Genomic DNA, 23,097 nt, shown 5'->3' with positions numbered 1-23,097 from the left:
AGGCGGGTTCCGGCCTGATACGGTCCGGCTCTGCCGGATCACCGGGATCACCGGAACACCAGTGCCAGCGTTACCGAGAGGTTGAGCCGATGACGGACCCCGCAGTCGAACGGGACGCCGCCGAGGCCGCCTCGGCCTTCTCCCACCCGCCGGTCGCGCCGGACGCGACTGCTGCGTACGGGGACCATCCGGATCATGTGATCGACTTTTATGCGCCGCGGGGGGATGTTGTCACCTCTGCTGCCTCCGCCCCCCTGGTGGTGCTGCTTCACGGGGGTGCTTGGCGGGCTCCCTATGACCGGGTGCACGTGTCGCCTTTGGCTGATTTTCTGGCTCGGTGCGGGTTCGCCGTGGCGAGTGTCGAATATCGGCGGGGGAGTTCGGGTCCCGTACCCCATCAGGGTGCGGGTGCGGGTGCGGGTGTGGGTGCTGGTGGGCTGGTTGCGGGGCGGTGGCCCGAGACCTTCGATGATGTGGCGGCTGCGATGGATGCGCTGCCCGGGCTTGCCGCTGCCTCCGTTCCGGCCGCCGATCCCCGTCGTACCGTGATCGCCGGGCACTCGGCCGGTGGGCACCTCGCTCTGTGGGCCGCCGCCCGGCACGTGCTGCCGGCTGGGTCCCCGGCCGGGTGGAAGCTGCCTTCCCCGCCGCTGCTGCGCGGCGTGGTGGCGCTGGCCCCCATCGCGGACTTCGAGGTGGCGGAGGAGCTCGGGGTGTGCGGCGGGGCCTCCGCGCAGCTGCTGGGCGGCGATGCGCACTGGGCGGAGCGGGTGGCGTACGCGGATCCGGCGGCGCTGGTGCCGACGGGGATCGCGACCACCATCGTGCACGGGCGGGAGGACATCGTCGTGCCGAGTGCGGTGGCCGAGTCGTACGTGGCTGCGGCGGCCAAGGCCGGGGAGACGGTCGGGCTGACGCTGCTCGACGGGGTCGGTCACTTCCCGCTGATCGATCCGGCCGCGGACGCCTGTGCGGTGGTGGCCGAGGAGATCTCGCAGCTGGCTTGGTAGAGGCCGGCTGCGCGGTAGAGCAGCAGTGCGTGTACGAACCGGTCCTCGGCGGTGGGCGGGCAACGCCAGGCCAGGGGCCAGGAGCCTTCCAGGGCGGGGATCGGGAGGTAGGTCGTGCGGCGGGGGCCTGAGGTGAGCCGGGTGAATCCGGGCGGCCAGACGCGGTAGGCGGCGCTGCCGACCGGGACGAGGAAGTAGACCGGGCGCCGGCCGTTGGCTTGAATGATGATCGGCCCGGGGTCACCGCCTGTGAGCGTCGCGAGGAGATCGGCGAGGCTCCGTCCCGTGTCACCGTCCACGCGTACCGCGTCAAATAGCACTCCTGCCTTGCGGATTCCGATGCCGGTGTTCGGAATCCAGCTCGGGGTGGGGGTGTTGGGGGTGCCGGTGGAGTGACTTTCTGTGTTCATGGGTCCAGGGTGGGGGGTGCGGTCTACGGTTTTCTAGGGCTCGGATTCGAGAGTCCAAAACTCTGGGATTACGCGGCTGTGCGCTGGAGACCGTTTGAGTTCGTTTGAGTTCGGGGGTGTTCGTGATGCCCAAGGCTGACAGGAACGACGACCGGCCGGTGACGAGGTTCATCGCCGAGATTGCTCGCCTACTGCGTGTACGGGAGAACCTGACTCAGGAGGCGTTGGGCGATCGGATCGGCTACACGGGATCGGCCATCAGTGCGCTGGAGACAGGCGCGCAACCGCCGAGCGATCGAATGCTGGAAGGTTTGGAGCTGGCCATCGGGAACGGTCTCGGCATCTTCGAGGTCAGCCGCAAGTACGTCCTGCTGGAGAAGTATCCAGTCGGCTTCCGTCCGTTCTCGCAGATCGAGGCGTCCGCCTGCACGATCTCCTCCTACGAGACGCTGGTGATGGACGGTCTCTTCCAGACCGAGGCCTACGCCCGTGCGCTCATCAAGGCCGGGTATCCACCCGTTGCCCCTGGCAAGGTCGAGGAACTGGTCGAGGCTCGACTGGCCCGGCGGTCGCTCTTCGAAAGCGATCGGGAAGTGATGATCGAGATGATCCTGGAGGAGTCCGTTCTCTCACGGCCCTTCGGCAGTCAGGAGATCATGCAGGAGCAGCTGACCTCACTCATTGAGGATGCGGAGCGCGTCAACGTCACCGTGCAGATCCTGCCTCAGGACAGAGGGCTGAGTGGCGCCTATGCGGGCGCCTGCGGCCCGATGAAACTGGTGGAGACCCAGGACCATGACCATGTCGTCTACCTGGAAATCGAGGATGAGAGCATCCTGATCAGCGACCGTGCCAAGGTCTCACGCCTGGCGCAGCGGTATGCGAAGATCCGCGCACAGGCTCTGAGTCCGGACGAATCCCTGGGCCTCATCAAGAAGTTGGCGGGAGGGCGGAGATGAGCGCAAGCGCGCTGAGGTGGTTCAGGTCGAGCTACAGCGACAGCAGCGGCGGCAACTGCATCGAGGTGGCCTATGAGTGGCGTAGGTCGAGCTACAGCAGCGATGCGGGCGGCGCTTGCGTCGAGGTGGCAGCCTGCCCGCACGCCGTGCACGTCCGGGATTCCAAGGACCTCGGCGGGCCGGCCTTCGCGGTGGCCCCCGCGGCCTGGGTGGACTTTGCCGCCTGGGCGGCCGGCTGAGCCGCTGAGCCGCGGACGCGTCCTCGGCATCAGGGAGGGACCCCCTCCTCCCGGGGGCCCGGTCAGTCCCAGTGTCATTCCGGCGCGGCGGCCGGCCTCAAGGGCGCTCCCTCCGGTCGCGTCGCTGCGCGATGGCCTCCGGCCACCCTTGACCCCGACCACCGCCCCGGAACGCCACGGACTGTCCGGGCCCCCGGGAGGAGGGGGGAGGGACGGGCAGGGCGGCAGACCGGCCGCGGCTGCTGTCCGCTCCTCCCTCACTGCCCGTGCTCCCGCCCGGCGCAGCCGATCGCTACGTGCTCCCCTGGTCAGGCGTCTGCGGTCACGGGACGAAGATGCTGCGGTTGCCGTTCGGGTGGTAGGTCTCGCCCGGGTTGATGAACCATTCGACCTGGCCCGTGCAGTCGTAGTCGGACCAGACTGCGATGACCGAGTCGGTGTAGTTGGAGACCACCGGTGGGACGAAGTCGCCCAGCGGGTAGCAGCCGCTGGGTGAGGGGTGGGACGCGCCGTCGATGATCAGGACGCCGTGGGCCGCATAGGCGGAGCTCGGGGTGGCGAGGGCGAGGGCCGCTGCCGTTGCGCAGACTGCGAGTGCCGTCTTCATGCGACGTACGGTAAGGGATCGGTTACCTCAGGTGGTGGAGGTGTCCGACTGCGGCCAGAAGTTGCATGGGGAGCTCCTTGTCGCACTGGGCGACGGTGAGGCCGAGCCAGCGGCCGTCCGGGAGCGGCCAGGCCTGCATGGTGGTGGCCTGCTGGCTGAGCTCGTCGAGCGGCGCGGGGATGTCCTCGCCCTCGTAGCCGGCCTGAAGGTAGGACCACAGGTCGACGGTGAGCGGGGTGCCCCAGCGGGTGGTGAGTGCTGCGGTGAGGGCTGCGAGGTGGGACTGCATGTCCGCTTCGGCTGCGAGCCAGGCTTGGAAGTCCTCGTCGTCCCAGAAGTCCTCGCTGGTGCGGAGGGCGCGTACGGCGTCGTCGTCGGTCGGGGAGGGGTGGGCGAGCAGGTCATCGACGGATGACAGGTGCTCCTGGAGGGGATCGGCGGTCATGAGGGCAGGGTAGGGGCGGCCGCCGACAGGAGACGCAGGTCACATTCGTGGGTGTCACATTCGGTGGGCTGGGGCCGTCATATGGGCGTAGCCATCGACAAGAGGAGCACACCATGCAGGCTCGTTTGAACGTCTTCGGCAGCCCCGTGGCCGGCAAGGCCCTGAAGCACTTCGTCTCTGCAGGCAAGGCGATCTCGGACTCGACGCTGCCTGCCTCGACGCAGGAGCTCGTGAAGATCCGGGCCAGCCAGATCAACGGCTGTGGGTTCTGCCTCGACATGCACACCAAGGACGCTGCTGCGGCCGGGGAGACCCCGGTGCGGCTCCACATGGTGGCGGCGTGGCGGGAAGCCAACGTCTTCACCGATGCCGAGCGCGCGGCGCTGGAGCTCGCGGAGCAGGGCACGCGGATCGGTGACGCGGCCGGTGGGGTGAGCGATGAGGCGTGGGAGAACGCTGCCAAGCACTACGACGAGGAGCAGCTTGCCGCTCTTGTTTCGCTGATCGCGCTCATCAACGCCTTCAACCGGATCAATGTCCTGGTTCAGCAGCCCGCGGGCGACTACCAGCCCGGCCAGTTCGGCTGACGGGGAGTCCTCGGCCCGGGCCGCCGGTGGCGCACGGTGGACCCGATCGGCCTGGTCACCGTACGCGGTGACCAGGCCGGCGGGAAGGCAGGTCGGTCTCCGGCTCGACCGACGCGCAGCGTCTGCACCGCCGACGTTGATCAGCTGTTCTCGCACTACGGCGTGCTGGTGTCGCGGCTGGGAACCGCCGTCGACTGGCTTGCCGGGCTCGCCCAGGACGACGGCCTCACCGGCTATGAGGCACCCGGGCGGCCGGACGCCGCCTGGGTGCTCGGCGTCAGGGTCGGAACGAGCACCCCGGCCCGGGCTGGCAGCGGCTGCGCTGGGCGGAGCCGGCCGTCCGTGTCGGCGATCCGGTCGTGCCGCAGGGCCTGTACCGCTGTTTTCGCTGCGCGAAGGAGGCGGGCATCCGGCCCGGCTCCATCGAGTGGCCCGCCGAGGGCAGCCTTGACAGGACGACATGGGACCAACTGATCCGCTTCCTCACCGCGCACAGCCCCCAGGGAGCGGACACCCTCTGCCTGGCGTACTACAACCCGATCGTCGCGCGGGACTTCGAGTGCGGGCATGTCCGATCCGACCGCCTGGGCGACGCGCAGGCTCTCTTCGACCACCCGGACATCCTGTACAGCCCCTCCAACCTGTGGGCCGCGGACCGCTCCTGGGCCGTCTGCGACCTCCGGGGCACCAAGGTCTGCGGCCCCCGCCCGCTCGTCGAGGCGCCGCTCGCGGACAGTGAGATCGAAGCCGTCCGCCTGCCTTGGACCAGCTAACAAAGCACTACTAGCCGCCTCGCACCGCGGCCGCCCGGGGCCTGTACGAGTCGGAGGGCTTCGTGCACGAGGAGTTCCACGTCCACCTCCACGAACTCGTGTGAAACATTACCGGGCGGCCGTCGCGTCGATGGGGTGAGACGACGCGAGGGGGAGTACATGCGGCAGGGGCGCAGAGACGGGTTCCGTGAGTTCGCGGAAGCCAGGTCGGGGCACCTGTACCGGTCGGCTTGTCTGCTGGCCAGCGGGGACACCCACCTCGCGGAGGACCTCGTACAGGAAACCCTGGGCCGGATGTACCTGCTCTGGGGGCGCATCTGCCGTATCGACAATCCGGCGGCGTACGCGCAGACGGTGCTCGTACGGGCCTTCCTGACGCACCAGCGCCGGCGGTCGGCGGGAGAGCGTCCGGTCGGGCAGTTCCCCGATCCGGGCGCGGCCGCCGCCGGTCCCGGCGATCCCGCGCTGCGGCTGACGCTCCTGGAGGCGCTGGGGCGGCTCGCGCCCAAGGACCGGGCGGTGCTCGTGCTGCGGTACTGGGAGGACCGCAGCATCGAGGAGACCGCCGACGCGATGAACACCAGCTCGGCGGCGGTCCGTACCCGGACCTCGCGGGCGCTCGGCCGGCTGAGGGAACAACTGGGCGGCAGCATTACCGAGTTCGCGGGCCTCTGAGCAGCGGAAAAGGCCGGCTGCCTCGTGCGGCCCGCCGGTTTGGCCCTCTTCACACCCCTGAAATCGGAAGGTTTGGTTCCCCATGCCCTTTGAAGACGAGCTCGGCGAAGCCCTCCGGCGTGCGGGGGACGGTTTCACGACCGACCGGCACGCCCTCGTGGAAGCCGGTGAACAGCGCGGACGGCGGCTCGTGGCCCGCCGCCGGGCCGCCGTGATCGGCGGATCGGTCCTGTCCTTGACCCTGATCGGCGCGGCCGGCGCGTACACCAGCGGCCTGCTCGCCGGGCCGGAACGGCTGGACGTCGCGGCGCCGCCGACGCCACAGGCCGGACAGTCCGGCAAAAGCGGCGGCCCGCACGCGCGGAAGCCCAGCGGGACCGGTGCGGTCAGCGGTACACAGATGGTCGCGATCCTCAAGGAGCTGCTGCCGCCCGGGAACTTCTCGCCCGACAATGTGTCGGGCACGGAGACGTCGACCCCCTTCGTCGGTGGCGTGTACGACGACGGCAAGGGCAAGTCGACGATCCTGTTCGGCCTCGACCGGGTGGACCCGGACGGGTTCAACACCCGCCAGCTGACCGAGTGCGGGGACAAGAACATCCAGGGGTACGACGACTGCACGGTGGAGCAGCTGGCGGACGGCTCCAAGGTGCTGGTCGAGCAGGGCTACGAGTACCCGGACCGCCGCGTGAACACCAAGGTCTGGCGGGCCTGGCTGGTGACCCCGCAGGGCTTCTACGTGCACGTGTCGGAGAACAACTCCGCGGCGGAGAAGGGCGCCGGCACGTCCCGGGCCAACCCGCCGCTGGCCCCGGCCCAGTTGAAGGCGGTGGTCACCTCGGACAAGTGGCGCCCGGCGCTGAACGACCTTCCGGCGGCCGACGAGGAAGGCTTCCGGCCCGGACCCTCGACGCCGCTGCGGGACCAGGAGGGCCTGGAGGCGCTGGAGGGCCTGGTGGCCAAGTACGGGATCCCGGTCGCGTCCAAGGGCGGAGAGAACGGGTACGGCTACGTCGTCCTCGACGACGGCAAGGGCAAGTCCCTGGTCCAGGTCAACGTCGTCAAGGACCACGGCGCCGCGAACTTCCCGGACGGCGACGAGGCCCCGCTGGCGGACGGCACCCGGGTGAAGGTCACGCAGCGGCCCGCCGAGAAGGGCAAGGGCGTCGTCGAGTGGATCGTGGACACCCTGCGCAAGAACGGGCTGCGCGTGACGCTCACCGCCTACAACACCGCCAACATCAGCGGCCAGGCCACCCGCAAGGCGCCTGCTCTCACGCTGGAGCAGATGAAGGAGCTCGCGACCGCCCCGGGCTGGAACCGGGACGGGAACTAGGCGGTCGCAAGATCCGCCGGACAGAACCCAGTGGTCTAGCGGGACGCGCGGCAGGCGCCGCTCGCGTCGTTCGAGGAGACGCCGGCCTGCTGGAGGCTCGCGACGCAGCTGGTCTGGTTGCCGATGGAGCCCTGGTAGCAGGCCTGGGCGGCGCCGGGCGTGGACTGCTTGCCGTGCGACGCGAGGTACTGCTGGCAGTCCTGGACGCTGGCGGACGCGGCCGGGGCGGCGAAGGCGGCACCGCCGGCGGCGAGGACCAGGGCGGCGAGGATGCTGGGGACACGGGCCGACGGACGCATGGTGATGCACCTGCTCTCTCGGGCGGTCACGCGATCCGCGAGCGTGCCGCATTGGTCACCCCCGCCCTTCCGACGCTAGAACACCGCATCGGCGCCCGCACTCCGGTCCAGGCCGTCTCCTGCGGATCTCGGCTTCCACGCTGCCCGGGCCCGGCGTAGACCGGTCTGCGGTACGGGTGGACACCTCCTGGATCGCCGGATCGGACCTCATTCGTCGTTGTCCAGGATGGCGTCGACTTCGATTTCGACGAGCCAGTCGGGGTCGATGAAGCGGGAGACTTCCACGAACGTGGTGACCGGGCGGATGGTGGCGAACCGTTCGCCGTGAGCCTTGGCCGCTTCTCGCCAGCGGGACACGTCGGTGAGCATGATGCGGGTTCGGACCACGTCCTGGAGTGTGGCGCCTGCCTGGTTCAGGGCCTCTTGTGCGATGTCCAGGCAGCGGGTCGTCTGGGCGTAGACGTCCCCGACGGATGTCGTCGTGCCGTCTGCGCCGATGGGGGCCGTGCCTGCGACAGCCACGTGTCGGCCCTTGCGCACCGCTCGCGAGAAGCCGATCTGCGGCTCGAGCGGTGAGCCGGAGCTGACTGTTTTTCGGGCATCTTCCATCGCGACATGGTCGCAGAACGCCGCGTGTGTCACTTGGGTGAACAGTCGCGGTGGCCTGAATGGTCCTTGCTGTGCGTAGTCGGATTGGCTACAATGCGTAATCACCGGGCGGACTTGAGTGGGGGGCACACATGACTCGTCCTTGGGAAGCCGACGCGTCCGCATCGTTCGCGCGGCGGTTAGGCAAATCCGCGCAGGAGCTGAACCACACCAAGGATGACGACGGGTGTCCTGATATCTGGGAGCTCGACAACGGGGACGTCGTCGTCATCGGCCGCGATATGACGGATGCCTATGCGCGCCGTCTGCCGGCGGGAGTCACCGTCGCGAGGGACGAGCGGCTGGTCGTCATCCCGGGAGACATGTTGCGCTCGGCGAAGCCGGACATTGCGGATGCGTGATCCCGGTCTGCTCTACCTCGGCGGGATGCAGGGCGACCGGCTGGGGCAAGCGGAGTACAAGAGAGATTTTCGGACACGTCGTACCGCGCTGCGTGGACGCGAGTCCTGGAAGTTCGAGCGGCTCCAGACCTTCGAGGAGCCGGACATCAGCTGGCGGGCCCTCAGGCGCGGGCAGTGGGAGGAGTCCGTCCGGCTGCTGGAGAGGGAGCGGGACGGGATCGAGCGGGCTGTTCGGTGTGACCGGGAGCGGGAGAGTCCGTTTCGGCGGGTACGTGTGGTGGAGTGGCCGCTCACTGCCTACATGCAGTGGGAGCTGCACGCCTTCCGGGTGCAGGCGGAGGCCGGCAAGGAGATCCGCGTTGTCGACCTGAGCGTGGTCAGGCCGTTTGAGTCGGACGGGCCGCTGCCCGAGGTCGTGGTGCTGGGCGGCGAGGTTCTCTACCAGGTGCTCTACACCGAGGCCGGGGTCGTCGACGGGGCCGTTCGGTACCGGGATCCCGAGTTGATCGCGCGGTGGGAGGGCTTCATCCGGGGGCTCTACGGCCAGGGGGAGGACGTGCTGTCCTTCTTTGCCCGGCGGGTGGCGCCGCTGCCTCCTCCTGATGTCGGCAACGCCGTGTCCGGGGGGTCTGCTCGGGACCTGGTGCAGGCCGGGTCCATCAGTGGGGGCGTGCACTTTCACGGTGCCTCTGGGGAGAAGGCGTCGCGCGTGCGGCCGCGGCAACTGCCGGGTACTGTGCGGGGGTTCGTCAATCGCGTTCAGGAGCTGCGGCGGCTCGACGGGATGGCGAGCGGGGCCGTCTGCGTCATCGCCGGGACCGCCGGGGCGGGGAAGACCTCGCTCGCTCTGTACTGGGCGCATCGGGTTCAAGGCGACTTTCCCGATGGGCAGTTGTATGTGAACTTGCGCGGGTATGACCCTGGTGAGCCCGTGTCCGCGCAGGAGGCGCTGCAGCGGTTCCTGGCGGCGCTCGGGGTGCCTGCCGGGGCGGTGCCTGCGGATACCGATGCCGCGGCCGCCCTGTACCGGTCGATGCTGGCCGACCACCGGGTGCTGGTGGTGCTGGACAACGCGGCTTCGGTGGCTCAGGTGCGGCCCCTGTTGCCCGGCAGCCCGGGGTCGTTGGTCGTGGTGACCAGTCGGGGCCGGCTGTCCGGGCTGGCCGTGAGGGACGGTGCGGAGCGGATCACGCTCGGGGTGCTGCCCGAGGCCGAGGCGGTGCAGCTGCTGCGGAGCGTGACCTCGGGGTACCGGGCCGAGGACGACGAGGAGAAGCTGCTGGCCCTGGCCCGGTTGTGTGCGCGGCTGCCGTTGGCGCTCCGGATCGCGGCGGAGCGTGCCGCCAGCCATCCGCATATGGAGCTCGATGAGCTGATCGGTGATCTGAGGGACGAGTCGGCGTTGTGGGACGCGTTGAGTACGGGTGACGAGCAGGATGCCGAGGCCGTGCGGTCGGTGTTCGCCTGGTCGTATCGGGCGCTGACCGTGGATGCGGCGCGGGTGTTCCGGCTGCTGGGGATGCATCCGGGGCCGGAGTTCGGGCCGGGGGCGGTTGCTGCGCTCGCGGGTGTCGGTGCGAGGAGGGGCAGACAGCTGCTGGATGTGCTCGTGGGGGCGCATCTGCTGGAGCAGACGGCTCCTGAGCGGTTCGAGTTCCATGATCTGCTGCGGGCCTACGCGATGGACCAGTCGCGGCTGGAGGAGACGGCCGCGGGGCGGGCCGCGGCGCTGGAGCGGGTGCTCGACTGGTACCTGCACACGGCTGACGCGGCGCGGAAGTGGATTTCGCCGACCTTCGTGCCGCCCGAGCTGGGGGCTCCTGCGGAAGGCGTCGAGCCGCTGTCGTTCGAGGACTACGACCGGGCGGTGGACTGGGCCGAGCGGGAGCACGCCAATCTGGGTGCGGCGGTGCGGGCTGCCGAGAAGGCGGGGCTGGACCGGCACGCCTGGCATCTGGCGGCGTTGTTCTGGAGTGCGCAGGCGCCGTCCGCGCCGGTCGGGGACTGGGTCGCGGCCGGTGAGATCGGGCTGCGGGCCGTGCGGCGGCTGGGGGAGCAGGAAGGTGAGGCCGCGCTGTTGGAGAGCCTCGGCTTCGCCTACCGCAGGCTGAACCGGCTCACCGACAGCATGGACCTGCACCGGGAGTCCCTGCGGATCCGGCAGGCGCTCGGAGCGCGCAAGGGAGAGGCCTCGGCGCTCAATGCGCTGGGTCTGGTGCTGCTGCAGAGGCGGCAGCTGGACGAGGCCGAGGAGCGGTTCGAGCAGGTCATCGAGATTTCGCGCGAGCTGGGCGCGGAGCACGGGGAGGCGGTGGCCTGGGGGAACCTCGCCACCGTGCACCTGGAAGCGGGCCGGCTGGCGGAGGCCGAGCGGGGGCTCGGGCTGGCGCTCGGCATGCACCGGCGGCGGGGCAACAAGCGCAGCGCGGGCAATGTGCTGCGGTTGCAGAGCACCCTGCATCTGGAGCGCGGGGACGTGCTCAAGGCCCGGGAGATCGCGCAGGAGGCCATGGACATCGCGTGGGAGCTGCGCGATGCGGTGCTGGAGGGGTACTGGCTGCTGGTCCTCGGAGCCGCACAGCACGCGCAGGAGCAACTGGCGCAGGCGCTGGAGTCGTACCAGCGGTCCGCGGTGATCCAGCGCAGGCTGGGCGACCGCAGTCGGGAGGCCCTCGCCTGGCAGGGCGCCGGCAGCGTCTACCGGAGCCTCGGCCGCTGCGATGAGGCCGCGGGCTTCCACCGCCGGGCCGCGGCGGTGCACCGGGAGCTCGGGGACGGCTGGCAGCAGGCCCAGGCCCTGGACGGCCTGGCCGCGGCGCTGTCACCGCAGGACGCCGAGCAGGCCCGGGAGCACTGGCGGGATGCGGCGCGGCTGCTGGGCCCGTACGACGACGCCCGGGCCGTCGCGCTGAGGGAGCGCATAGAGCAGCGGCTGGCCGGCGGCTGAGCCGGCCGGACCCGTCCCGTGGGCTGCCGCGGGACGGGTCCCCCGGCCGTCAGACCAGGTCGGTCGTGGCGGCGAGGCGGGCGGCGAACTTCGCGAGGCGCTCGCCCTGGTAGCGGGCCGCGGCCAGGGTCTCCTCGGTCACCTCGCCGCTGCTGCCCGGGTGCGAGGTGCCGTACGGGTTGCCGCCGGCGCTGAAGATCGCCGGGTTGGTGAAGCCGGGGGCGACGATGACCGAGCCCCAGTGGTGGAAGGTGTTGTAGAGGGCGAGCAGCGTGGACTCGTTGCCGCCGTGGGCGTTGTGCGCGCTGGTGAAGCCGGTGGCCGGCTTGTCGGCGAGGGCGCCCTTCTGCCACAGCCCGCCGGTGGTGTCGAGGAACTGCTTCAGCTGGCCCGCGATGTTGCCGTAGCGGGTCGGCGAGCCGATCGCGTAGGCGTTGGCCCAGGTCAGGTCGTCGAGCGTGGCGACCTCGACGTCCTTGGCGGCCTCGACGTGCTCGCGCCACGCCGGGTTGGAGTCGATGGCGGCATCGGGGGCGAGCTCGGGAACCCGGCGCAGGCGGACCTCCGCCCCGGCCTTCTCGGCGCCCTCGGCGACCGCGCTCGCGAGCGCGTGGACGTTGCCGGTGGCGGAGTAGTAGATGACGGCGACCTTGGCGCTCATGGCGGACCCTCCGGTAAGTGGATTGCTATCCGGTTCGATGGGTGAGAGTTAACCGGATAGGAATCCGTTTTGCAAGGGTGTCCGGTAGCCTCGTTCCATGAGCCGCATCGAACTCCCCGTCGCGGGCCAGGCCCCGCCCGAGCGGGCGGACGCCGCGCGCAACCGGCGCAAGATCCTGGACGCGGCGGCGCAGCTGGTCGCCGAGCACGGCCCGGACGCCGTCAGCATGAACGCCGTCGCGCATGCCGCGGGGATGGGCGTCGGCACGGTCTACCGGCGGTTCGGCACGGTCAGCCGGCTGCTGTACGCGCTGCTCGACGACGACGAGAAGCGGTTCCAGCAGGCCTTCCTCAGCGGGCCGCCGCCGCTGGGGCCCGAGGCGCCGCCCGAGGAGCGGCTGCGGGCGTTCCTGCACACGCAGGCCGAGCGGCTGGTCGAGCACCGCGCCGTGATGGCGGCCGCCGAGGCCGCCTCACCGGGCGCCCGCTACGACAGCGGGGCGTACCTCACCATGCACACGCACGTCACGATGCTGGTGCGGCAGACCCGGCCGCAGGCGGACGCGGCGGTCCTCGCCCATCTCCTGCTCGCCCCGTTCGCGCCCAGCCTCTTCGAGCACCTCACCGTGAACCGCGGGGTGTCGACCGACCGCATCAAGAGCGCCGTCGACGCCCTGCTCGGCATGCACGACTGACGGCTACGACGAGGGGGGATCCGGATGGCCAGGTGGGGGCTGCTCGTGGAGCAGAACCTCGGCTTCGGTGGCGAACACCGCATGTGGTCGGTGGGCGTACTGGGCCACGTGGAGGGAACGCGCGAGGAGGCCCTCGCCGAGCTCGGCCGGCGGGCGGAGACCTTCGAGCCCGTGCACCCGCGGACGGTGCGCCGCCGGGTGGTCTACCGGACGGACGACGGATTCCTCGCGGTCCTCGACGGGGCCTGGCAGGTCTTCCACTGCCGGTTCTCGGTGGCCGAGCAGGTCCACGACAGCGCGCCGCCGCCCGAGCCGAAGCCGCAGCAGGTGGCGAAGGCCGGACCGGAGGCCGCCCGGGGGCTGCGGCCGGTGATCGTGCCGCGGCGTCCGGCCGCGCCGGACGGGCCTGCGGAGGCGGGCAAGGAGTGGGACGCGGACGTCCCCGACACCCCGTCCTGGCTCGGACGGGGCGACCTGCAGTGAGCCGAAAGGGGCGGCGCGCCGCAGCGCACCGCCCCTTTCGCGGATGTTCCGCTCGTCCTACAGGAACGAGTTGATCTCGATCGTCTCGTCGCGGCCCGGGCCGACGCCGATGGCGGAGATCGGGGCGCCCGACATCTCCTCCAGGGCCTTCACGTACGCCTGGGCGTTCTTCGGGAGGTCCGAGAACGACTTGGCCTTGGTGATGTCCTCGGACCAGCCGGGCAGGTTCTCGTAGATCGGCTTCGCGTGGTGGAAGTCCGACTGCGAGTACGGCAGTTCCTCGACGCGCTTGCCGTCGATCTCGTACGCGACGCAGACCGGGATCTGCTCCCAGCCGGTCAGCACGTCCAGCTTGGTCAGGAAGAAGTCCGTCAGGCCGTTCACGCGGGTCGCGTACCGGGCGATCGGGGCGTCGAACCAGCCGCAGCGGCGGTCGCGGCCGGTGGTCACGCCGCGCTCGCCGCCGATGCGGCGCAGGTCCTCGCCGTCCTGGTCGAACAGCTCGGTCGGGAACGGGCCGGCACCGACGCGGGTGGTGTAGGCCTTCAGGATGCCGATGACTCGGCTGATCTTGGTCGGGCCGACGCCGGTACCGGTGCAGGCGCCGCCCGCGGTCGGGTTCGACGAGGTCACGAACGGGTACGTGCCGTGGTCGACGTCGAGCAGGGTGCCCTGGCCGCCCTCGAACAGCACGACCTTGTCCTCGTCCAGCGCGTTGTTGAGGATCAGCGTGGTGTCGGCGACGTACGGCTTGATCTGCTCCGCGTACTGGAGCATCTCCTCGACGATCTGCGCGGCGTCGATCGCGCGGCGGTTGTACAGCTTCGCGAGGAGCTGGTTCTTGCCCTCGAGGGCCGCCTCGACCTTCTGGGTCAGGATCGACTCGTCGTACAGGTCCTGGACGCGGATGCCCACGCGGTTGATCTTGTCCGCGTACGTCGGACCGATGCCGCGGCCGGTGGTGCCGATCTTGCGCTTGCCGAGGAAGCGCTCGCCGACCTTGTCGAGGGTGACGTTGTACGGCGTGATCAGGTGGGCGTTGCCGCTGATCAGCAGCTTGGAGGTGTCGATGCCGCGCTCGTTGAGCCCGCGCAGCTCGGAGAGGAGTACGGACGGGTCGACGACGACGCCGTTGCCGATGACCGGGGTGCATCCGGGGGAGAGGATGCCGGACGGGAGAAGGTGCAGCGCGTACTTCTGGTCGCCTACGACGACCGTGTGGCCGGCGTTGTTGCCGCCCTGGTAGCGCACCACGTAGTCAACGGATCCACCGAGCAGGTCGGTGGCCTTTCCCTTGCCCTCGTCACCCCACTGAGCTCCGAGCAGCACAAGAGCGGGCACAGGCGTACACCTCTTCCGGATGGGGCATGTCCTGGGTCAGGGGGCGTACGACGATGTACACCGCAGGCTGAGCCGTCGGACCGGTACCCCGGAATAGACGAAGGCCCTGGCGCAATAGCGCAAGGGCCTCTTGCACAAAGATGCTACCCGAGGAAGGACCGAGGTGTCGGCTCCAGAGCCCACCATGAGCCCCGCGGGCGCGCCGGTAGGCGGCCTGCTCGTGCTCGTCGACCCGGTCGCCCGCCGTCTTGACGGCGAGTCCGTGCGGATCGCGAAAGATGTCCTGTCGGCGGGGGCGGCGGCGAAAATCTGCCTCCCGGACTCGGACGGGGAGTTTGCGCGGGCGCTCGCCCGCCGGGGCCATCGGCGGCCGGTCATCGTGGGCGACGACCGGGCGCTGGTGCGGGCCGTCGGGCTGCTGCACCGAGAGCGGGGCCTGGCCGAGGGGGCCGTCTCGCTCATCCCGGTGGGGCAGGCGGGGTCGCTGGGTCTGGCACGGCGGCTGGGGGTTCCCCTGTCGGCGGTGGCCGCCGCCCGGGCGGTCCTCGACGGGGTCGTCGGCGTACGGGACCTGCTGGTCGACGACAGCGACGGGGTCGTGCTCGGAGGCCTGCGGATTCCACCCGTTCGGCCGCCCGTGCCGAGGCCGGCCGGACCCTCGGTGCGCAGCGCGTACCGCTCGCTGGTGCGCACGCTGATCCGGCCGCCCGCGGCGGCGCCCGGCGGGAGCGGCGGGCACCGGCTGCGGATCGAGGCGGACGGGGTGGTGCTGGCCGACGTGGACCGCAGGGTGGAGGACGTCTCGGTGGCGGCCGCGGACGGCGGCCTGGCGGAGGTGGCGGTCCGGGTGGACGGGAGCGTGGTGCGGGTGCGGGCCGGGGTGGTCACGGTGTCGGGGGCGGACTTCCGCTACCGCGCCGACGCCGCCGTCGCCGGGCCGGTCCGCAGACGGACCTGGACCCTGCGGCCGGCGGCGTGGGGGCTCATCCTGCCGCGGTGATCTCCGCGGCCGGGCCGGCCTGCGCCGAGTCGGTGTGCGCTGATCCGGTCTGTGCTGATCCGGTCTGTGCCGAGTCGGTCTGTGCCGAGTCGGTCTGCGCCGCCGCTGCGCCCTCGCGCCGTACGAACGGGCGGGAGGCGACGGTGACGGCGACGGAGGCCGCGGCCAGGGCGGTGATCGCGAGCGCCGGCCCGGCGAACTGGGCGGCGGCGCCCGCGAGCGCGGCGCCGAGGCCCTGCCAGGTCATCCGGCCGGCCGACTCCACGCCCTGGACCTGGCCGCGGACCGGGTCGGGAGTGAGCGCGAGCAGCTGCTCCTGCAGGGGCAGCGTCGCCGCGAAGCCGGCCCCCGCGGCGAACACCGCGACCGCGGCGAGCGGCAGCGGCGGATGGAAGGCGAAGAGCAGGTACGGCGCGGCCAGCAGCAGCCGCAGGGCGAAGGCGGCCCGGCGCCGGCCGTCGGCGGTGAGCAGCCGCCCGACGGCGAGGTCGCCGAGGAGCAGCCCGGCGGACGCGGCGGCGAGGAGGGTCCCGGCGTGGCCGGGGGCGTAGGGGATGAACAGGGCCTCGCAGCCGACGATCAGCCCGTTGGGTACCCACAGGTTCAGCAGCAGCGCCCGCCGGCCGGGGCGGGCGAGGAGCTCGGCGTTGGCGGACAGGGTGGTGCGCAGCCCGGGGCGGCGGGCCGGCCGGATCGAGCGCTCGCGCACGGTCGCCGCCACGACGGCGAGCCCGAGCCCGGTCAGGGCCGCGGCGAGGGCGAAGACCCGGTGGGGGCCGAGGCGGGCCAGCAGCAGGGCGCCGGCGGCGTAGCCGAGGACGGACATGCCGCCGGCGGTGATGTTCATCAGGGAGCGGGCGAGGGCGTACGAGGACTGAGGCAGGACCTCGGAGAGCAGGCCCATCCGGGTCCCGGTGCCCAGTGACTGGAAGAAGCCGGCCACCAGGAGCAGGCCGAACCGGGCAGCCAGGGGCAGCCCCGGCACGGCCTGGGCGGCAGCGCCGGCGAGGGCGATGCACTGGAGCAGGACCAGGGTCCGGCGCGGCCGGCTGCCGTCGGCCACGGACATCAGGGTGAGCGCGCCGAGCACGGTGGCGAAGGTGGCCCCGTACATGCTGACGGCGGTCAGGAACGGGGAGTGGAGCTGCCGGTCGACGAGCGTGCCGAGCGCGAAGCCGGACAGGGTGCTCGCGGCCACGGTCAGGGTGAGGCTCGCGTACAGGCCGGCGAACTCGCGGTTGCGGAGCAGGGCGCGATAGCCGGCGGGGGCTGGTGAGGGGGTGTCAGAAGGCATGAAAAAAGCCTCCGAACGCTCCCGCTGGGGGCGCCGAAGGCAGCGGACGCAGGTTAGCAGTCGGCCGGGGCCCCGGGGAACCCGGTTTTGGGCGGGGCTTGTTGGGCTCGCGGGGCTCGCGGGGCTCGCGCCCGTCAGGGCAGGTCGAGGGTGGCGCGGTGGGTGCGCCAGCGGTCCATCAGGCCCAGCAGCTCCTGCTGCGGGAACTCGAAGAACGCCGCGGTCTCGGCGATGCGCGCCCCCGCCGGGGTGTCGGCGCCGAGGCCCGCCACGCCCTCGCGCAGGGGGAGGCCACCTGGCCGTGGCCTTCGGCGGGTCGGCACTGATCCTGCTGCTGGCCGCCCTGGACCTCTCGCCCTTCGCCCACCTGCCCAAGCTCCCCGGCTCCGGTGTCGCCTCCGGCGCCCTGTGGACCCCGCTCGCGGCCCTCGGGATCAGAACTCGACGAGGAGTTCCCGCAGGCCGCGGATGACGTAGCCCTCCTGCCACTGCGGCTCGCGTACGAGCTTCAGCGGCGGGACCCCGTCCGCCAGGAGCGCCCCGAACGAGGCCGTCAGCTCCCGCCGGGCCAGCGGAGCGCCCAGGCAGTAGTGGATCCCGGCGCCGAAGCTCAGGTGGGGGTTGTCCACCCGGTCGAGGTCCAGGGCGTCGGGGTTCTCAAAGCGGGCCGGGTCGCGGTTCGCGGACCCGAAGAGCAGGGCGACCTCGGCCCCGCGGGGGACGGTGGTGTCCCCGATCCGGACGTCGTCGAGCACCCAGCGCTCGAACATCTGCAGCGGTGTGTCGTAGCGCATCAGTTCGTCCACAGCTGTGGACAACTTTTCGGGACGGAGCGCGGCGAGCTGCTCGGGATTGCGGAACAGCGACCACCACCCGTTGACGGTGGTGTTCACCGTCGCCTCGTGCCCGGCGTTCAGCAGCAGCACACAGGTGGAGATCATCTCCTGTTCGCTGAGCCGCCCCGCGTCGTCATCGTGGGCGGCGATCAGGGCGGAGATCAAATCCTCGCCCGGCTCCTTGCGGCGCTCCGCGATCAGCTCCCGCAGGTACGCGCTGAACTCCACGCTCGCCCGCACGGCCCGCCGCGCGGTCTCCTCGTCCGGGTTCAGCTCGAACATCCCGCAGATGTCCGCCGACCAGGGCCGCAGCAGCCCCCGGTCCGACTCCGGCACCCCCAGCAGCTCCGCGATCACCGCCACGGGCAGCGGCTCGGCGACGACCGTGAGCAGATCGCCCCCGCCCTCGGCCAGCAGCCGGCCCACCAGCTCCCCGGCCAGCCGCTCCACCGCGGGCGCCAGCCGCTCCACGGTCCGCGGCGTGAACGCCTTCGACACCAGCCGCCGGACCCGGCCGTGCGCCGGATCCTCCAGGTCCAGCAGGCCGTTGTCGTTGAGCACGTGGAACGGCTCGTGCTCCGGCGGCGGCGCCTGCCGCCCGAACTCCTCGTGCGAGAACCGGTGCAGGTACGTCCGCCCCAGCCGCCGGTCGCGCAACAGCGCGCTCACATCGGCATGGTGGGGCACCAGCCACTGCCCGGTGGCCTCCCACCAGATGGCCCGGCCCTGCTCCCGCAGCTCCCGGTAGGCGGGGTACGGATCGGCGACGAATGCGGCGTCCCACGGATCAAAGCCCATGCCCGCAGCCTAGGCCGTCCGTGCCCCGTCCTGCCGGTCAACCGGGTCGTCAACCGGAGCGTCAACGGGGGTGTCAACCGGGTCATCGGCCGGGCGGGTGCGGAGCCGCCCGGCGGCCCGGAGCCGGTCGAGCCGCCGCTGCTCCCTGGCGGCCCAGCGCCGGACCCGGTCGGGCTCCAGGGGGCTGCCGTGCCCGACGTGGAGCCGGGTGGGGCCCAGGTCGAGCATCCTCTGCAGGCTGGCCAGGTTGCCCAAGGGGTCGTCGTGGAAGGGAGGGTTGGCCGGCCTGCCCGGGATGAGGCCCATGAAGGAATTGGCGATCAGGTCGCCCGCGACGAGGTCGCCCTGCTCGGTGAGGACGGAGACGGACCCCGCGGTGTGCCCGGGCGTGGGCATGATCCGCCCCGCGATCCCGAAGTCGGCCAGGTCGGTCTCGCCCCGTAGGAGCACCCCGGGTTCGAGCGGCTCGGCACGGACGTGCAGCTTCGCGTTCCGCGCCATGAGCCGGCCCATCGGGCCGGTGGGCAGGTACGGTTCGCGCACCCGGCCGGTGCGGTAGGGCCCGAGATCGGCGATGTGGCCGGCGACCGGGGCCCCGGTCAAGCGGGCGAGTTCGGCCGCGGAGCCGAAGTGGTCGATGTGGCCGTGGGTGAGGACGATCAGCGATACGTCGGTCGGGTCCACCCCGTGCGCGGCGATCGCGTCGTGGATCCTGCGGCCGCTGCCGGGTGTGCCGGCGTCGACGACCACGGGTCGGCGACCCAGCAGCAGGTAGGCGTTGATGCCGTGCCGGCCCAGGACCGGGAGCGGGATGATGCGGGTGCGGGACACGGGGTGTTCTCCCTGGTGTGGTCAGCGGAAACGGCGCCGGTACTCGGCAGGGGTGGTCCCCAGGCGGCGCCGGAAGGAGCGGTGCAGGCTCTCGACGGAGCCGAGGCCGCTGCGGGCGGCGACCTCCGCAAGGCCGTGGCCGCTGTCCTGCAGCAGCCTGCGGGCGGCCTCGAGCCGTACCGCCTCGACGTAGGCGGCCGGCGTGGTGGCGGTGCGGCGGCGGAACAGCCGCGAGAAGTGACGCACGCTGAGGTGCAGCCGTGCGGCCAGGGCCTCGGCGGACAGGTCCTCGGTGAGGTGCTCACCGATCCACACGCGCAGCTCGTCGATCCGCGCGTCGTCGTCGGGGGCGTCCGGCAGCGCGAGCGGAACACTGAACTGGCTCTGCCCGCCGGAGCGTTTGACGTACATGACCATCATCCGGGCGGTCGCCAGGGCGAGTTCGCGGCCGTAGTCCTCGGCGACCATCGCCAGGGCCATGTCCATCCCCGAGGTGATGCCGGCGCAGGTCCACAGGCGGCCCGCCCTGATGAAGATGGGGTCCGGATCGACGGTGACGCGGGGATGGTCGGCGGCCAGCCGCCCGGCCGTGAGCCAGTGGGTCGTGGCCGACAGCCCGTCCAGCAATCCCGCGGCGGCCAGCAGGTGCGCGCCCGCGCAGACCGAGCCCACCCGGCCGGCCCGGGGCGCCGCCTCGCGCAGCCAGTCGATGACCACGTCGTCGAGCACCGGCTCGACACCGCTCTCGCCCACCTCGACCGCACCCGACACCAGCAGGGTGTCCGGACTTCCGTCCACCTCCTCCAAGGCCAGGTCGGCCATCAGCCGCAGGCCGCTGGAGGTGACCACCGGGGCTCCGCCGGCCGTCGCGATCCGGACCGTGTAGCCGGGGCGGCCGGGGCCGGCGACCCGTGTGGCGACCGAGAACACCTCGGCCGGGCCGGTGACATCGAGCAGCTCGGCCCCCGGGAAGGCGGCGATGACGATCCTGTGCGGTGGGAGCATGCCTCGATCATTTCGCCCCGCCACGATGGCCGCAATGACCAGGTTCTGTCAGATCCGGCCATGCCGCTAAGGGCGCCGGACACCTCCTTACGCGGGCGTGACCAGCCGGGTCTCGTACGCGAACACCGCCGCCTGCGTCCGGTCGCGCAGCCCCAGCTTCACCAGGATCCGGCTCACATGCGTCTTGATCGTGGACTCCGCGACCACGAGCCGGTCGGCTATCTCCGCATTGGACAGGCCCTGCGCGATCAGCACCAGCACCTCCGTCTCCCGCTCCGTCAGCTCCTCCACCGCCGCCGAGCCCGCGAGCTTCGGCGCCGCCGAGAGCTTGGAGAACTCCAGGATGAGCCGCTTGGTGACGGTCGGGGCCAGCAGCGCCTCCCCGGAGGCCACCACCCGCACCCCGTCCGCCAGTTGCCGGGCCGAGGCGTCCTTGAGCAGGAACCCCGAGGCCCCGGCCCGCAACGCCTGGTACACGTACTCGTCGAGGTCAAAGGTCGTCAGGACCAGCACCTTCGCGTCCGAGTGCGCGGCGACGATCTCCCGCGTGGCCTCCAGCCCGTTCATCACCGGCATCCGGATGTCCATCAGCACCACGTCGGGCCGCAGCGCCGCCACCCGCTCGACGGCCTCCCGGCCGTCCACGGCCTCGCCGACCACCTCGATGCCCTCCATCGCGTTCAGCAGGACGGAGAAGCCCTCACGGACCATCATCTGGTCGTCGACGATGAGCACCCTGATCGTCATGCCGGGGCCTGCACCGTCTCCCCGGCCGGCTCCTGCCGCCCGCGCACCGGTATGAACACCGCCACCTCGTACCCTCCCGCGGCCGTCTGCCCGGCCGTCATCTCACCCTCCAGCATGGCCACCCGCTCCCGCATCCCCGTGATCCCGTGCCCCGCGCCCGGCGAGGGCGGCACATCCCCGGTCGCCGCCCCGTTGACCACCCGTATCCCCAGGCCGCCCAGCACGTACGACACCTCGACCTCGGCCGGCGCCCCCGGCGCATGGCGGAGCGTGTTGCTCAGCGCCTCCTGGATGATCCGGTACGCCGACAGCTCCACGCCCTGCGGAAGCTCCCGCACCGCTCCGGTCACCGTCTTGTCCACGCTCAGCCCGGCCTCGCGCACATTGGCCAGCAGCCCGTCCAGCGAGGCCAGTGTCGGCTGCGGCGCCTCCGGCGCCTCGTAGTCCGCGGAGCGCACCACACCGAGCACCCGGCGCAGCTCGGTCAGTGCCGCCACCGCGTTCTCCCGGATGGTGGCGAACGCCGCCTCCAGCTCCGCCGGCGGGTTCTTCACCCGGTACGGCGCGGCCTCCGCCTGGATCGCCACCACCGACATGTGGTGCGCGACCACGTCGTGAAGCTCCCGGGCGATCGTCGTGCGCTCCTCCAGCAGGGTGCGGCGCTCCCGCTCGACGGCCGTCACCTCGGCCTGTGCGCTGACCTCCTTCTCGGCCTGCCGGCGCGTGTTGCGGACCGTCACGGCCAGGAAGACCACCGCCAGTATGAACGCCAGCGGCGAGACGCCCGCCAGATCGCCCCGCCCGGCGACGGCCGGTATCAGGAGCCCGAACGCCACCGTGATCAGCCACATCCAGCCGGCCGCCCGGGGCTTGGTCCGCATCGCCACGATGCTCACCGTGACCAGGTACGAGGCGATGGCACCCGGCGACCACGGCCACGCCGGCTCACTCGGCGCCGCCAGCCCCAGCAGGCCGGCGGCCACCAGGGCCACCCAGAAGGCCCCCACCGGCCGGACCAGCGTCATCAGCACCGGGGTGGCCGCGATCAGCCCGAGCACCAGCGCCCCCAGCGGCCACCCGATCTCGCTGGAGGTCGCCGCCAGCAGCAGCACGAACAGCGCCGCCCCGACGGCCGCGGCATGCGGCAGGTAGGCCGCCCGCGCCCGCATCCGCTCCGGCAGCCGCCGCGTCAGCCGACCGTCCGTGCGCATCGGCGGCAGCGGCCGGTACGCGAAGGCATCCGTGATCAGCTCGCGGCGCAGGCTCTCCAGCAGGCCCGATGCCAGCCGGATCTCGGGTGTCCGGGGGGCCGCCCCGGAAGTCGTCTCGGTCATGTTCCACACGGTAGGTCCGCCGCCGCCTCGTCCGCGTCGCCGCCGAAGGGGATTTCCCGGCCTCCCTCTCAGGTACTACCTGCGGCCCTCAGTACCCCGTCGGACGGACCAGACCCGTCTCGTAGGCGAACACCGCCGCCTGCGTCCGGTCGCGCAGGCCCAGCTTCACCAGGATCCGGCCCACGTGCGTCTTCACCGTCTGCTCGGCCACGATCAGCCGCGCGGCGATCTCCGCGTTCGACAGGCCCTGCGCGATCAGCGCCAGCACCTCCGTCTCCCGCTCGGTCAGATCGGCGATCCGCGCCTTCGACGGCGCCCGCGGCGCCCCCAGCCGGGAGAACTCGGTGATCAGCCGCTTGGTGATGTTCGGCGAGAGCAGCGCCTCGCCGGCCGCCACCACCCGCACCGCCTCCGCGAGCTGGTCGGCCGAGGCGTCCTTGAGCAGGAACCCCGAAGCCCCGGCGCGCAGCGCCTCGTACACGTACTCGTCGAGGTCGAAGGTGGTCAGCACCAGCACCTTCACCGTGCAGTCCGGGACGGCGGTGATGACGGAGGTGGCCTCGATGCCGCCCATCCCGGGCATCCGGATGTCCATCAGGACCACGTCCGGGCCGAGTTCGGCGGCCTTCGCCACCGCCTCCGCGCCGTCCACGGCCTGGCCGACGACCTCGATGTCGGGCTGGGCGTTGAGGAGGACGGTGAATCCCTGCCGGACCATCATCTGGTCGTCGGCGATCATCACCCTGATCGGTGCGGCGGGAGCGCTCATGCGTCCG

The 23,097-nt window shown here is 71.6% G+C and carries 27 protein-coding genes and 1 pseudogene; 13 read left to right on the top strand and 15 right to left on the bottom strand.

Translation table 11 applies throughout. The annotated features are described in order from the left end of the window. Window positions 1-89: 89 nt before the first annotated feature. Window positions 90-1,010: an alpha/beta hydrolase gene (locus AB0F11_RS02570; RefSeq protein ID WP_362167447.1), complete on the top strand. Its 921-nt coding sequence runs from the start codon at window positions 90-92 to the stop codon at window positions 1,008-1,010. On the opposite strand, the gene AB0F11_RS02565 is transcribed toward AB0F11_RS02570, so the two are convergent. Further along, the gene (locus AB0F11_RS02565; protein WP_362167445.1) at window positions 935-1,420 is read right to left on the bottom strand and encodes a hypothetical protein; all 486 of its coding nucleotides are present in this window, start codon (window positions 1,418-1,420) and stop codon (window positions 935-937) included. The two genes, AB0F11_RS02570 and AB0F11_RS02565, sit on opposite strands and share 76 nt — an antisense overlap. 125 nt (window positions 1,421-1,545) lie before the next feature. Here AB0F11_RS02565 and AB0F11_RS02560 point away from each other — a divergent pair, with 125 nt between their 5' ends. After that, window positions 1,546-2,379 carry a helix-turn-helix transcriptional regulator gene (locus AB0F11_RS02560; protein ID WP_362167784.1) on the top strand — a complete coding sequence of 278 codons (834 nt, stop codon included), beginning with the start codon at window positions 1,546-1,548 and terminating at the stop codon, window positions 2,377-2,379. Continuing rightward, window positions 2,376-2,618, top strand: a complete 243-nt coding sequence (locus AB0F11_RS02555) for a DUF397 domain-containing protein (RefSeq protein WP_362167443.1) — start codon at window positions 2,376-2,378, stop codon at window positions 2,616-2,618. Before AB0F11_RS02560 ends, AB0F11_RS02555 begins: the two co-directional genes overlap by 4 nt. 322 nt (window positions 2,619-2,940) lie before the next feature. On the opposite strand, the gene AB0F11_RS02550 is transcribed toward AB0F11_RS02555, so the two are convergent. After that, complete coding sequence (locus AB0F11_RS02550; protein ID WP_362167440.1) at window positions 2,941-3,225, bottom strand: hypothetical protein; 285 nt, start codon at window positions 3,223-3,225, stop codon at window positions 2,941-2,943. 22 nt (window positions 3,226-3,247) lie between these two features. Then, window positions 3,248-3,670, bottom strand: coding sequence for a hypothetical protein (locus AB0F11_RS02545; RefSeq protein ID WP_362167438.1), 423 nt, complete (start codon window positions 3,668-3,670; stop codon window positions 3,248-3,250). Between the two features lie 113 nt (window positions 3,671-3,783). Between AB0F11_RS02545 and AB0F11_RS02540 the strand changes: the two genes are divergently transcribed. The 4 genes from AB0F11_RS02540 to AB0F11_RS02525 all read left to right on the top strand — a co-directional run bounded on the left by AB0F11_RS02540 (window position 3,784) and on the right by AB0F11_RS02525 (window position 7,041). After that, window positions 3,784-4,257 carry a carboxymuconolactone decarboxylase family protein gene (locus AB0F11_RS02540; RefSeq protein ID WP_362167436.1) on the top strand — a complete coding sequence of 158 codons (474 nt, stop codon included), beginning with the start codon at window positions 3,784-3,786 and terminating at the stop codon, window positions 4,255-4,257. Between the two features lie 359 nt (window positions 4,258-4,616). Continuing rightward, complete coding sequence (locus AB0F11_RS02535; protein WP_362167434.1) at window positions 4,617-5,030, top strand: hypothetical protein; 414 nt, start codon at window positions 4,617-4,619, stop codon at window positions 5,028-5,030. Window positions 5,031-5,189: 159 nt separating this feature from the next. Further along, window positions 5,190-5,705, top strand: coding sequence for a SigE family RNA polymerase sigma factor (locus AB0F11_RS02530; protein ID WP_362167781.1), 516 nt, complete (start codon window positions 5,190-5,192; stop codon window positions 5,703-5,705). A gap of 82 nt (window positions 5,706-5,787) precedes the next feature. Beyond that, window positions 5,788-7,041 (top strand): hypothetical protein, encoded by a 1,254-nt coding sequence (locus tag AB0F11_RS02525; protein ID WP_362167432.1) that lies wholly within the window; start codon window positions 5,788-5,790, stop codon window positions 7,039-7,041. 35 nt (window positions 7,042-7,076) lie between these two features. On the opposite strand, the gene AB0F11_RS02520 is transcribed toward AB0F11_RS02525, so the two are convergent. Further along, complete coding sequence (locus tag AB0F11_RS02520) at window positions 7,077-7,340, bottom strand: hypothetical protein (RefSeq protein WP_362167430.1); 264 nt, start codon at window positions 7,338-7,340, stop codon at window positions 7,077-7,079. A gap of 207 nt (window positions 7,341-7,547) precedes the next feature. After that, window positions 7,548-7,949 (bottom strand): RidA family protein, encoded by a 402-nt coding sequence (locus AB0F11_RS02515; protein ID WP_362167427.1) that lies wholly within the window; start codon window positions 7,947-7,949, stop codon window positions 7,548-7,550. Window positions 7,950-8,080: 131 nt separating this feature from the next. On the opposite strand from AB0F11_RS02515, the gene AB0F11_RS02510 reads away from it, so the two are divergent. After that, entirely contained in the window at window positions 8,081-8,350 is a 270-nt protein-coding gene (locus AB0F11_RS02510; RefSeq protein ID WP_362167424.1) for a hypothetical protein, read from the top strand. Then, entirely contained in the window at window positions 8,238-11,297 is a 3,060-nt protein-coding gene (locus AB0F11_RS02505) for a DUF6879 family protein (protein WP_362167421.1), read from the top strand. Before AB0F11_RS02510 ends, AB0F11_RS02505 begins: the two co-directional genes overlap by 113 nt. Window positions 11,298-11,346: 49 nt before the next feature. On the opposite strand, the gene wrbA is transcribed toward AB0F11_RS02505, so the two are convergent. Then, window positions 11,347-11,958, bottom strand: coding sequence for an NAD(P)H:quinone oxidoreductase (gene wrbA, locus AB0F11_RS02500; RefSeq protein WP_362167419.1), 612 nt, complete (start codon window positions 11,956-11,958; stop codon window positions 11,347-11,349). Window positions 11,959-12,055: 97 nt separating this feature from the next. On the opposite strand from wrbA, the gene AB0F11_RS02495 reads away from it, so the two are divergent. Further along, on the top strand, window positions 12,056-12,652 hold the full coding sequence (locus tag AB0F11_RS02495) for a helix-turn-helix domain-containing protein (protein WP_362167417.1): 597 nt from the start codon (window positions 12,056-12,058) through the stop codon (window positions 12,650-12,652). Between the two features lie 24 nt (window positions 12,653-12,676). Beyond that, entirely contained in the window at window positions 12,677-13,135 is a 459-nt protein-coding gene (locus AB0F11_RS02490) for a hypothetical protein (protein WP_362167415.1), read from the top strand. Window positions 13,136-13,192: 57 nt separating this feature from the next. On the opposite strand, the gene AB0F11_RS02485 is transcribed toward AB0F11_RS02490, so the two are convergent. After that, window positions 13,193-14,476, bottom strand: coding sequence for an adenylosuccinate synthase (locus AB0F11_RS02485; protein WP_362167413.1), 1,284 nt, complete (start codon window positions 14,474-14,476; stop codon window positions 13,193-13,195). A gap of 184 nt (window positions 14,477-14,660) precedes the next feature. Between AB0F11_RS02485 and AB0F11_RS02480 the strand changes: the two genes are divergently transcribed. Next, window positions 14,661-15,476 carry a diacylglycerol kinase gene (locus AB0F11_RS02480; protein ID WP_362167778.1) on the top strand — a complete coding sequence of 272 codons (816 nt, stop codon included), beginning with the start codon at window positions 14,661-14,663 and terminating at the stop codon, window positions 15,474-15,476. Here AB0F11_RS02480 and AB0F11_RS02475 read toward each other — a convergent pair. Beyond that, the gene (locus tag AB0F11_RS02475) at window positions 15,460-16,770 is read right to left on the bottom strand and encodes a hypothetical protein (RefSeq protein ID WP_362167411.1); all 1,311 of its coding nucleotides are present in this window, start codon (window positions 16,768-16,770) and stop codon (window positions 15,460-15,462) included. The genes AB0F11_RS02480 and AB0F11_RS02475 overlap by 17 nt on opposite strands. 134 nt (window positions 16,771-16,904) lie before the next feature. Beyond that, window positions 16,905-17,054: pseudogene (locus AB0F11_RS02470) on the bottom strand (MarR family transcriptional regulator); the annotation flags it as partial. A gap of 17 nt (window positions 17,055-17,071) precedes the next feature. On the opposite strand from AB0F11_RS02470, the gene AB0F11_RS02465 reads away from it, so the two are divergent. Then, window positions 17,072-17,242: a hypothetical protein gene (locus AB0F11_RS02465; RefSeq protein WP_362167409.1), complete on the top strand. Its 171-nt coding sequence runs from the start codon at window positions 17,072-17,074 to the stop codon at window positions 17,240-17,242. Here AB0F11_RS02465 and AB0F11_RS02460 read toward each other — a convergent pair. The 6 genes from AB0F11_RS02460 to AB0F11_RS02435 all read right to left on the bottom strand — a co-directional run bounded on the left by AB0F11_RS02460 (window position 17,205) and on the right by AB0F11_RS02435 (window position 23,090). Next, on the bottom strand, window positions 17,205-18,404 hold the full coding sequence (locus AB0F11_RS02460) for a cytochrome P450 (RefSeq protein WP_362167406.1): 1,200 nt from the start codon (window positions 18,402-18,404) through the stop codon (window positions 17,205-17,207). The two genes, AB0F11_RS02465 and AB0F11_RS02460, sit on opposite strands and share 38 nt — an antisense overlap. A 9-nt stretch (window positions 18,405-18,413) precedes the next feature. Then, window positions 18,414-19,235, bottom strand: a complete 822-nt coding sequence (locus AB0F11_RS02455; RefSeq protein WP_362167403.1) for an MBL fold metallo-hydrolase — start codon at window positions 19,233-19,235, stop codon at window positions 18,414-18,416. 21 nt (window positions 19,236-19,256) lie between these two features. Continuing rightward, the gene (locus AB0F11_RS02450; protein ID WP_362167401.1) at window positions 19,257-20,240 is read right to left on the bottom strand and encodes a helix-turn-helix domain-containing protein; all 984 of its coding nucleotides are present in this window, start codon (window positions 20,238-20,240) and stop codon (window positions 19,257-19,259) included. 87 nt (window positions 20,241-20,327) lie between these two features. Next, a complete protein-coding gene (locus AB0F11_RS02445) occupies window positions 20,328-20,987 on the bottom strand; it encodes a response regulator transcription factor (protein WP_361912685.1) in 660 nt (219 codons plus the stop codon). Next, window positions 20,984-22,321 carry a histidine kinase gene (locus AB0F11_RS02440; protein ID WP_362167398.1) on the bottom strand — a complete coding sequence of 446 codons (1,338 nt, stop codon included), beginning with the start codon at window positions 22,319-22,321 and terminating at the stop codon, window positions 20,984-20,986. Before AB0F11_RS02440 ends, AB0F11_RS02445 begins: the two co-directional genes overlap by 4 nt. A gap of 88 nt (window positions 22,322-22,409) precedes the next feature. Continuing rightward, window positions 22,410-23,090 carry a response regulator transcription factor gene (locus AB0F11_RS02435; RefSeq protein WP_362167396.1) on the bottom strand — a complete coding sequence of 227 codons (681 nt, stop codon included), beginning with the start codon at window positions 23,088-23,090 and terminating at the stop codon, window positions 22,410-22,412. Between the last annotated feature and the right edge of the window lie 7 nt (window positions 23,091-23,097).

This window comes from Streptomyces sp. NPDC032472, from assembly GCF_040636955.1.
In the GTDB taxonomy this organism is placed as follows: Bacteria; Actinomycetota; Actinomycetes; order Streptomycetales; family Streptomycetaceae; genus Streptomyces.
This window is presented reverse-complemented; position numbering and strand designations above follow the sequence as displayed.